This is a genomic window from Halomonas sp. 707D4 (assembly GCF_024158685.1).
Taxonomy (GTDB): Bacteria; Pseudomonadota; Gammaproteobacteria; order Pseudomonadales; family Halomonadaceae; genus Vreelandella.
The window spans coordinates 1-6,601 of record NZ_JAMZBD010000152.1 but is presented as its reverse complement, the minus strand read 5'-3'; the positions used below and the strand labels follow the sequence as shown (position 1 = coordinate 6,601).

Below are 6,601 nucleotides of genomic sequence, written 5' to 3'. Positions count from 1 at the left end.
CGTGGGCCGGGTGCAATTTCCAGACGCCGTAAAGCTGGTTGTGGGAGTAGAGCGCGCGATTGTTGGCGAAGCGAATCAGCATCGCCTTGCCGCGCGTCTCCACGGCATCGATACGCACGTCGATCAGAGAATCGGCCTCGGCCTGGAGCGCTTCGAAGGCGAACCAGGCATGTTCGACCACCCGGCCTCCCACCTGCTTTTCGATGCGATCCGCCGCGCGGCGGATTTCGGGACCTTCCGGCATGCCCTACCCCAGCACCAGCTGTTTCTCTTTCATCTGGTTGAGCTGGTCGCGCAGGCGCGCCGCCTCCTCGAACTCCAGGTTCTGGGCCGCCTCGAACATCGCATCCTCGAGCTTGCCGATCGCCTGCGCCAGCTCTTCCTGTCCCATGCTGGCGATATCGTATTCCGCCTCGGCGCGCTTCTTGCGATCGCTGCCGCGCCGGCCGTTGGTCTTCTTGGCACCGGGCGCCGGGGCGGCCTCGAGAATGTCCGCCACCGAGCGCGTCACCGTGGTCGGGGTGATGCCGTGCTCTTCGTTGTGCGCCATCTGCTTGGCGCGACGCCGCTCGGTCTCGTCGATCGCCCGGCGCATGGAATCCGTCACCCGGTCGCCGTAAAGGATCGCCTTGCCGTGGGCGTTACGCGCGGCACGGCCGATGGTCTGGATCAACGAGCGCTCGGCGCGCAGGAACCCTTCCTTGTCCGCATCGAGAATCGCCACCAGCGAGACTTCGGGAATGTCGAGGCCCTCGCGCAGCAGGTTGATCCCCACCAGCACGTCGAACTTGCCCAGGCGCAGGTCGCGAATGATCTCGACGCGCTCGACGGTATCGATGTCCGAGTGCAGGTAGCGCACGCGCACGTCATGATCGTCCAGGTACTCGGTGAGATCCTCCGCCATGCGCTTGGTCAGCGTGGTGACCAGCACCCGTTCGCCGACGACGGTACGCTTGTTGACCTCCGACAGCAGGTCGTCGACCTGGGTGCTGGCCGGGCGCACCTCGATTTCCGGGTCGAGAAGCCCCGTGGGACGTACCACCTGCTCGACTACTTGCCCCGCATGCTCGGCTTCGTAGTTGCCCGGCGTTGCGGACACGAAGATGGTCTGCGGGCAGATCGACTCCCACTCCTCGAACTTCATGGGGCGGTTATCGAGTGCCGAGGGCAGGCGGAAGCCGTACTCTACCAGGGTCTCCTTGCGCGAACGGTCGCCCTTGTACATGCCGCCCACCTGGGGAACGCTGACGTGGGATTCGTCGATGAACAACAGCGCATCGTCCGGCAGGTAGTCAAAAAAGGTCGGCGGCGCCTGGCCGGGATCACGCCCGGAGAGATAGCGCGAGTAGTTCTCGATGCCGTTGCAATAGCCCAGTTCCAGCATCATCTCGATGTCGTAGAGCGTGCGCTGCTCGAGGCGCTGGGCTTCTACCAGCCGCTCGTGCTTTCGAAGCCACTCCAGGCGCTCCTTGAGCTCGCCCTTGATCGACTCGATCGCCTCCAGAATCGTCTCCCGCGGCGTGACGTAGTGGGATTTCGGGTAGATGGTCATGCGCGGTACTTCGCCACGCACATCGCCGGTGAGCGGGTCGAACAGGCGAATGGAGTCGATCTCGTCGTCGAACAGCTCCACGCGTACTGCCTCCTCGTCGGAGTCCGCCGGGAAGATGTCGATCACGTCGCCGCGCACCCGGTAGGTACCCCGGCGAAAATCCATGTCGTTACGGGTGTACTGAAGCTCCGCCAGCCGGCGCAGGAACTTGCGCTGGTCGATCAGCTCGCCGCGGGTGAAGTGCAGGCGCATCTTCAGGTACTGATCCGGGTCGCCCAGGCCGTAGATCGCCGACACCGACACCACGATCAGCGCATCGCGCCGCTCCAGCAGCGCCTTGGTGGCCGAAAGGCGCATCTGCTCGATGTGGTCGTTGATCGAGGCGTCCTTCTCGATGAAGGTGTCCGATGAAGGTACGTAGGCCTCGGGCTGGTAGTAGTCGTAGTAGGAGACGAAGTACTCGACGGCGTTGTCGGGAAAGAACGCCTTGAACTCGCCGTAGAGCTGGGCGGCGAGCGTCTTGTTGGGGGCCATCACGATGGTCGGTCGCTGCAGCTTCTGCACGATGTTGGCCATGGTGAAGGTCTTGCCCGAGCCGGTCACGCCCAGTAGCGTCTGGTGGGCGAGCCCCGACTCGAGCCCGTCGACCAGGCCCTTGATGGCGGTCGGCTGGTCACCCGCGGGCTGAAACTTCGACGTTAGCCGGAACTCTTTGCTCATCGTGACTCCTGGTCGGGTAAATCGGTGGTCTTGCAGTGTCTAGGTACTCAGGTGCGTCTCGATGATGATATCGACCTGAGTGATCAACCGCTGGATGGGGCAGCGTTCGCTGATCTCGAGCAGGCGCTGGCGCATGGCATCGTCGAGCGCCCCCTCGAATTCGAGCTGAACATCGAGGCGGTAGACACCGTCGCGCTCCCGGCTATCGTCCCGGGCGACGATCACCCGAAGGCCGTCAAGCGGCCACCCCTTTCGCTTGGCGTACATCTGCACGGTGATCGCCTTGCAACTGCCCAGCGCCATGTCGAAAAGGTCGTGAGGGTCCGGGTCCTGCCCGTCGCCACCGAGCATGGCGGGCGCATCGCTGTACAGCGCCTCGACATTGGCTACCTCGATACGCTGGCGAAACGCCCGGTTGCGCTGGCTTTCGATGACGATGGGCGCGCGCATCATGAGACCTCGATACCCAGCTTTAGATCCTTCACCGCCTTGACCAGCGCCTGATGGCTCGCGCGCCCTTCCACTTCGGCCCCGTGCCGGCCCACTTCAGCACTTTCGACACCGTCGAGCATCATCAGTGCGGTGGTGATCCGGTTGACCTGATCGGCGTTTTCCACGCCCTTGAACGCGAGGGATTGATAAGCCATGACACTTCCTTCTTCCAACGAAACCCAGGCACAGGACAAAGGCCCCGAACCTATGCAAAAGTGATACAGAGAATCCAGTCTAGCACGGCGCCGATACCTTGCAATCGCGCCCCGGTACCCGCACTTTCCTGTATCAGTGTTACGCTAGGCGCACGCCTTTCTACCGATAGTGGAGCTTTCATGGCAACCGACGTTACCCCCCTGCCGAGCGGCGAAACCCGTCTCGATCACCTGAGCGCGCTGGACATCAAGGGCGCGGGCGCCGACAAGTTCCTGCAGGGTCAGACCAGCGCCCAGGTCAACCTGGCCGATGGCCGCTTCGCGCCGCTGACCTGTTTCTGCACGCCGAAGGGTCGCATCATTGCCAACGGCCAGCTGATGAAAGTGGCCGACGACCACTACCGACTGCTGCTGAGCGCCACGCTCGTCGAAGGCCTCGCCACCCACCTGGGCAAGTTCGCCGCTTTCTACCGCGTCGAGCTTGAGGTGATGGAAGGCGCGGTGATCGGCGCCAGCCCTGCCGCAGCCAAGACGCGCGCCGAGGCACTCGGGCTCGCGCTGCCCGGCAATCCTTACCTGCACGCAAGCGACGCCAACGCCAATAGCGTACTGCGCCTGCCGGGCGTGGAGCGCTACCTGTTCTGTGAACGCGAAGCCGGGACAACGAGCGATCCCGCGCTCGACAACGCTTGGCAGTTGGCGGACATTCGCGCCGGGCTCGTCTGGCTCACCGACGCTCAGCAGGACCACTTCCTGCCCCAGATGATCAACTGGGAGGCGTTGGGCGGCATCAGCTTCAAGAAAGGCTGCTACACCGGCCAAGAAGTGGTGGCCAGGGCTCACTTTCGCGGGCAGGTGAAAAAGCGCCTGGCGCGGGCAGTGATGACCGGCGATGATCTGCCGAGCATCGGTGAGACTCTGACCGACGATCAAGGCAAGAACCTGGGCGAGGTGGTCAGCAGCGCCTTCGCCGCCGAGGGGCAGATAGAGCTTCTCGCCGTGGTGGCCACCAAGGTGCTCGAGACGCCCCAGCCGCTTCATCTCGGCGGGCACCCGGTGACCCTCGAGTCGCTCCCCTATCCGATCGAGCGCCTCGACCCGGAGAAGCTCGCCCTGGAGCTTCGCGACGTCTCGTAGCGCCGCGGGCATCCGAGTGGCCGCCCTGCCCGAGCGGGGACGGCCACCCGACACCTGGCGGGTTCAGTGCTCCCGGGTGGGCTGGAAGCGAACGTCCGGCCAGCGCTCCTGGGTCATCTGCAGGTTGACCCGGGTCGGGGCGATATAGGTGAGGTAGCCGCCGCCGTCGATGGCCAGGTTGCCGCTCGCCTTGCGCTTGAACTCCTCGAGCATCTTGGCGTCGTCACAGTAGACCCACCGGGCGGTCTGCACGTTCACCCCTTCGTAGATGCAGTCGACCTTGTACTCCTCCTTCAGCCGGTGGGCGACCACGTCGAACTGCAGCGTGCCCACCGCGCCGAGGATCAGGTCGTTGTTGTCCATCGGCATGAAGACCTGGGTCGCGCCCTCTTCCGAGAGCTGCTGCAAGCCCTTCTGCAGCGCCTTCATCTTGAGCGGGTCCTTCAGGCGCACGCGCTTGAACAGCTCCGGGGCGAAGTGCGGGATGCCGGTGAAGCGCATGTCCTCGCCCACGGTGAAAGTGTCGCCGATCTGCACCGTGCCGTGGTTGTGCAGGCCGATGATGTCGCCGGGCCAGGCTTCCTCGACCTGGGAGCGGTCCGAGGCCATGAAGGTCAGGGCGTCTGCGATCTTGACGTCCTTCTTGATCCGCACGTGGCGCATCTTCATGTTCTTCTCGTACTTGCCGGAACACACGCGCAAAAAGGCGATGCGGTCGCGGTGGTTCGGGTCCATGTTGGCCTGGATCTTGAACACGAAGCCGGTGAAACGCTCGTCACTCGCGGTGACTTCGCGGGTATCGGTTTCGCGCGGCTGGGGCGCCGGGGCGTGTTCGACGAAGCCGTCGAGCATCTCGCGCACGCCGAAATTGCCCATGGCGGTACCGAAGTAGACCGGCGTCAGCTCGCCGCGGCGGTAGGCGTCGAGATCGAAGGCGTGGGAGGCCCCGCGCACCAGCTCGATCTCCATGCGCAGCTCCTCGGCCTCGTCCTCGCCGAGCAGCGCATCCACCTCGGGGCTATCTAACCCCTTAATGCGTTTGTCGTCGGGAATCCGGCTGCCCTGGCCCTGGGTATAGAGATGGATCTCGTCGTTGTAGAGGTGGTACACCCCCTTGAAATGACGCCCCATGCCGATCGGCCAGGTCATCGGTGCGCACTGGATGTTGAGCACCGTCTCGACCTCGTCCATCACTTCGATGGGGTCGCGGATGTCACGGTCCATCTTGTTGACGAAGGTCAGAATCGGCGTGGTACGCAGCCGGCACACTTCCATCAGCTTGATGGTGCGATCCTCGACGCCTTTCGCGCCGTCGATCACCATCAAGGCGGAGTCCACGGCGGTCAGCGTGCGGTAGGTGTCTTCCGAGAAGTCCTCGTGGCCGGGCGTGTCGAGCAGGTTGACGATGCGTCCACCATAGGGGAACTGCATCACCGAGGTGGTCACCGAGATGCCGCGCTCCTGCTCCATCTTCATCCAGTCAGAGGTGGCGTGGCGGTCGTTGCGCTTGCTCTTGACCGAGCCCGCCATCTGGATGGCGTTCCCGAACAGCAGCATCTTCTCGGTGATGGTGGTCTTGCCCGCATCCGGGTGCGAAATGATGGCGAAGGTCCTTCGAAGCCCCGCCTCCTGGGCCAATTGCGTCTCTTTCATCTTGCCTCAATCGAGATGTGTACCCAGCAGTGCAACGTCGCGCAGGCGACGCCGGCCGAGCAGTCGGAAAATGGTTCGAAAAAAACAGCTCGAAAAGATAATTCGAAACCCGTCGTTCGAAAGTGGGCGGGATTGTAACGCTCCATCAACAAGCGTGCCACGCTCGTACCGTCACGAGCTCGAAGCGGGCATAAAAAAGAGCCGCCCATGGCGGCTCCTCGATCACTGACGCAAAGGCTTCAGGCGTAGGTATTGATCTGCGTACCCAGCGTGCCTTCACGGGCCAGATCCGGCTGGGGCTGGAGATCGGCCCCGGCCAGTACCTCGGTCACCTGCTGGGCCTGAAGATCCAGCGCCTGGCGAAAGAGCTGCATCTGTGCCTGTTCAGCGGTCTGCGCCTGATTCATGTAGAGGGCCTGGCTGACCGCGTTGCTCGCCGTGACATCCATCATCCCACCTCGCGAAGTGACATCATTGATCGTTTGAAAGGTATGCAGTGAAGGTTAGCAAAGCATCCCTGCCGGTACCAGCGACAGAGGCTAGAAACGGTTCGCCCTGAACGGCGCCATGTCGATGGCGGTGGACTCCTCGAACATCATGCTGGCCAGCAGCTCACCGGTGGCCGGGCCGAGGGTGAACCCCTGATGACCATGGCCGAAGGCGAACCACAGCCCCTTGTGGCGCGGCGCCGGCCCGATGATCGGCTTCATGTCGGGCAAACAAGGGCGAGCCCCCTTCCACGCCGCCTGCTCACGACGCTCGCCGAGCGGAAACATCCTGCGCGCGACCTTCTCCGCCGCCTCGAGCTGCTCTTCGTCGGCGGGTGATTCCAGCCGGTCGAGCTCGGCGCCGGTGGTCAAGCGTACGCCCGCGTTCATCGGCGCCAGCAGGT

At 63.7% G+C, this 6,601-nt stretch carries 8 protein-coding genes; 1 reads left to right on the top strand and 7 read right to left on the bottom strand.

Going from position 1 to position 6,601, the window contains the following annotated elements; all coding sequences use genetic code 11:
• The 4 genes from BIS11_RS08385 to BIS11_RS08370 all read right to left on the bottom strand — a co-directional run.
• On the bottom strand, positions 1–244 hold a 244-nt coding region (locus BIS11_RS08385), incomplete at its 3' end, for a DNA-formamidopyrimidine glycosylase family protein (RefSeq protein ID WP_301286424.1).
• A 3-nt stretch (positions 245–247) separates the two neighbouring features.
• On the bottom strand, positions 248–2,272 hold the full coding sequence (uvrB, locus tag BIS11_RS08380; protein ID WP_253420750.1) for an excinuclease ABC subunit UvrB: 2,025 nt from the start codon (positions 2,270–2,272) through the stop codon (positions 248–250).
• Between the two features lie 39 nt (positions 2,273–2,311).
• Complete coding sequence (locus tag BIS11_RS08375; RefSeq protein ID WP_367399060.1) at positions 2,312–2,725, bottom strand: OsmC family protein; 414 nt, start codon at positions 2,723–2,725, stop codon at positions 2,312–2,314.
• Entirely contained in the window at positions 2,722–2,919 is a 198-nt protein-coding gene (locus BIS11_RS08370) for a hypothetical protein (protein ID WP_227390550.1), read from the bottom strand. The genes BIS11_RS08375 and BIS11_RS08370 overlap by 4 nt, the downstream gene beginning before the upstream one ends.
• A 180-nt stretch (positions 2,920–3,099) precedes the next feature.
• Between BIS11_RS08370 and BIS11_RS08365 the strand changes: the two genes are divergently transcribed.
• Positions 3,100–4,056: a folate-binding protein YgfZ gene (locus BIS11_RS08365; protein ID WP_253420754.1), complete on the top strand. Its 957-nt coding sequence runs from the start codon at positions 3,100–3,102 to the stop codon at positions 4,054–4,056.
• A gap of 63 nt (positions 4,057–4,119) precedes the next feature.
• On the opposite strand, the gene BIS11_RS08360 is transcribed toward BIS11_RS08365, so the two are convergent.
• The 3 genes from BIS11_RS08360 to BIS11_RS08350 all read right to left on the bottom strand — a co-directional run.
• Positions 4,120–5,709 (bottom strand): peptide chain release factor 3, encoded by a 1,590-nt coding sequence (locus BIS11_RS08360; RefSeq protein ID WP_227390552.1) that lies wholly within the window; start codon positions 5,707–5,709, stop codon positions 4,120–4,122.
• Positions 5,710–5,948: 239 nt separating this feature from the next.
• Positions 5,949–6,158 (bottom strand): putative motility protein, encoded by a 210-nt coding sequence (locus BIS11_RS08355; RefSeq protein ID WP_253420785.1) that lies wholly within the window; start codon positions 6,156–6,158, stop codon positions 5,949–5,951.
• A 90-nt stretch (positions 6,159–6,248) separates the two neighbouring features.
• Positions 6,249–6,601, bottom strand: a 353-nt coding sequence (locus tag BIS11_RS08350) for an FAD-binding oxidoreductase (protein ID WP_253585916.1), incomplete at its 5' end; no start/stop codon positions are given.

What these genes read in the sequence shown, in the direction of transcription:
- BIS11_RS08375 (WP_367399060.1), bottom strand. Translation starts at nt 2,725, where the DNA reads ATGATGCGCGCGCCCATCGTCATCGAAAGCCAGCGCAACCGGGCGTTT.
- BIS11_RS08370 (WP_227390550.1), bottom strand. Translation starts at nt 2,919, where the DNA reads ATGGCTTATCAATCCCTCGCGTTCAAGGGCGTGGAAAACGCCGATCAG.
- BIS11_RS08365 (WP_253420754.1), top strand. Translation starts at nt 3,100, where the DNA reads ATGGCAACCGACGTTACCCCCCTGCCGAGCGGCGAAACCCGTCTCGAT.
- BIS11_RS08360 (WP_227390552.1), bottom strand. Translation starts at nt 5,709, where the DNA reads ATGAAAGAGACGCAATTGGCCCAGGAGGCGGGGCTTCGAAGGACCTTC.
- uvrB (WP_253420750.1), bottom strand. Translation starts at nt 2,272, where the DNA reads ATGAGCAAAGAGTTCCGGCTAACGTCGAAGTTTCAGCCCGCGGGTGAC.
- BIS11_RS08355 (WP_253420785.1), bottom strand. Translation starts at nt 6,158, where the DNA reads ATGGATGTCACGGCGAGCAACGCGGTCAGCCAGGCCCTCTACATGAAT.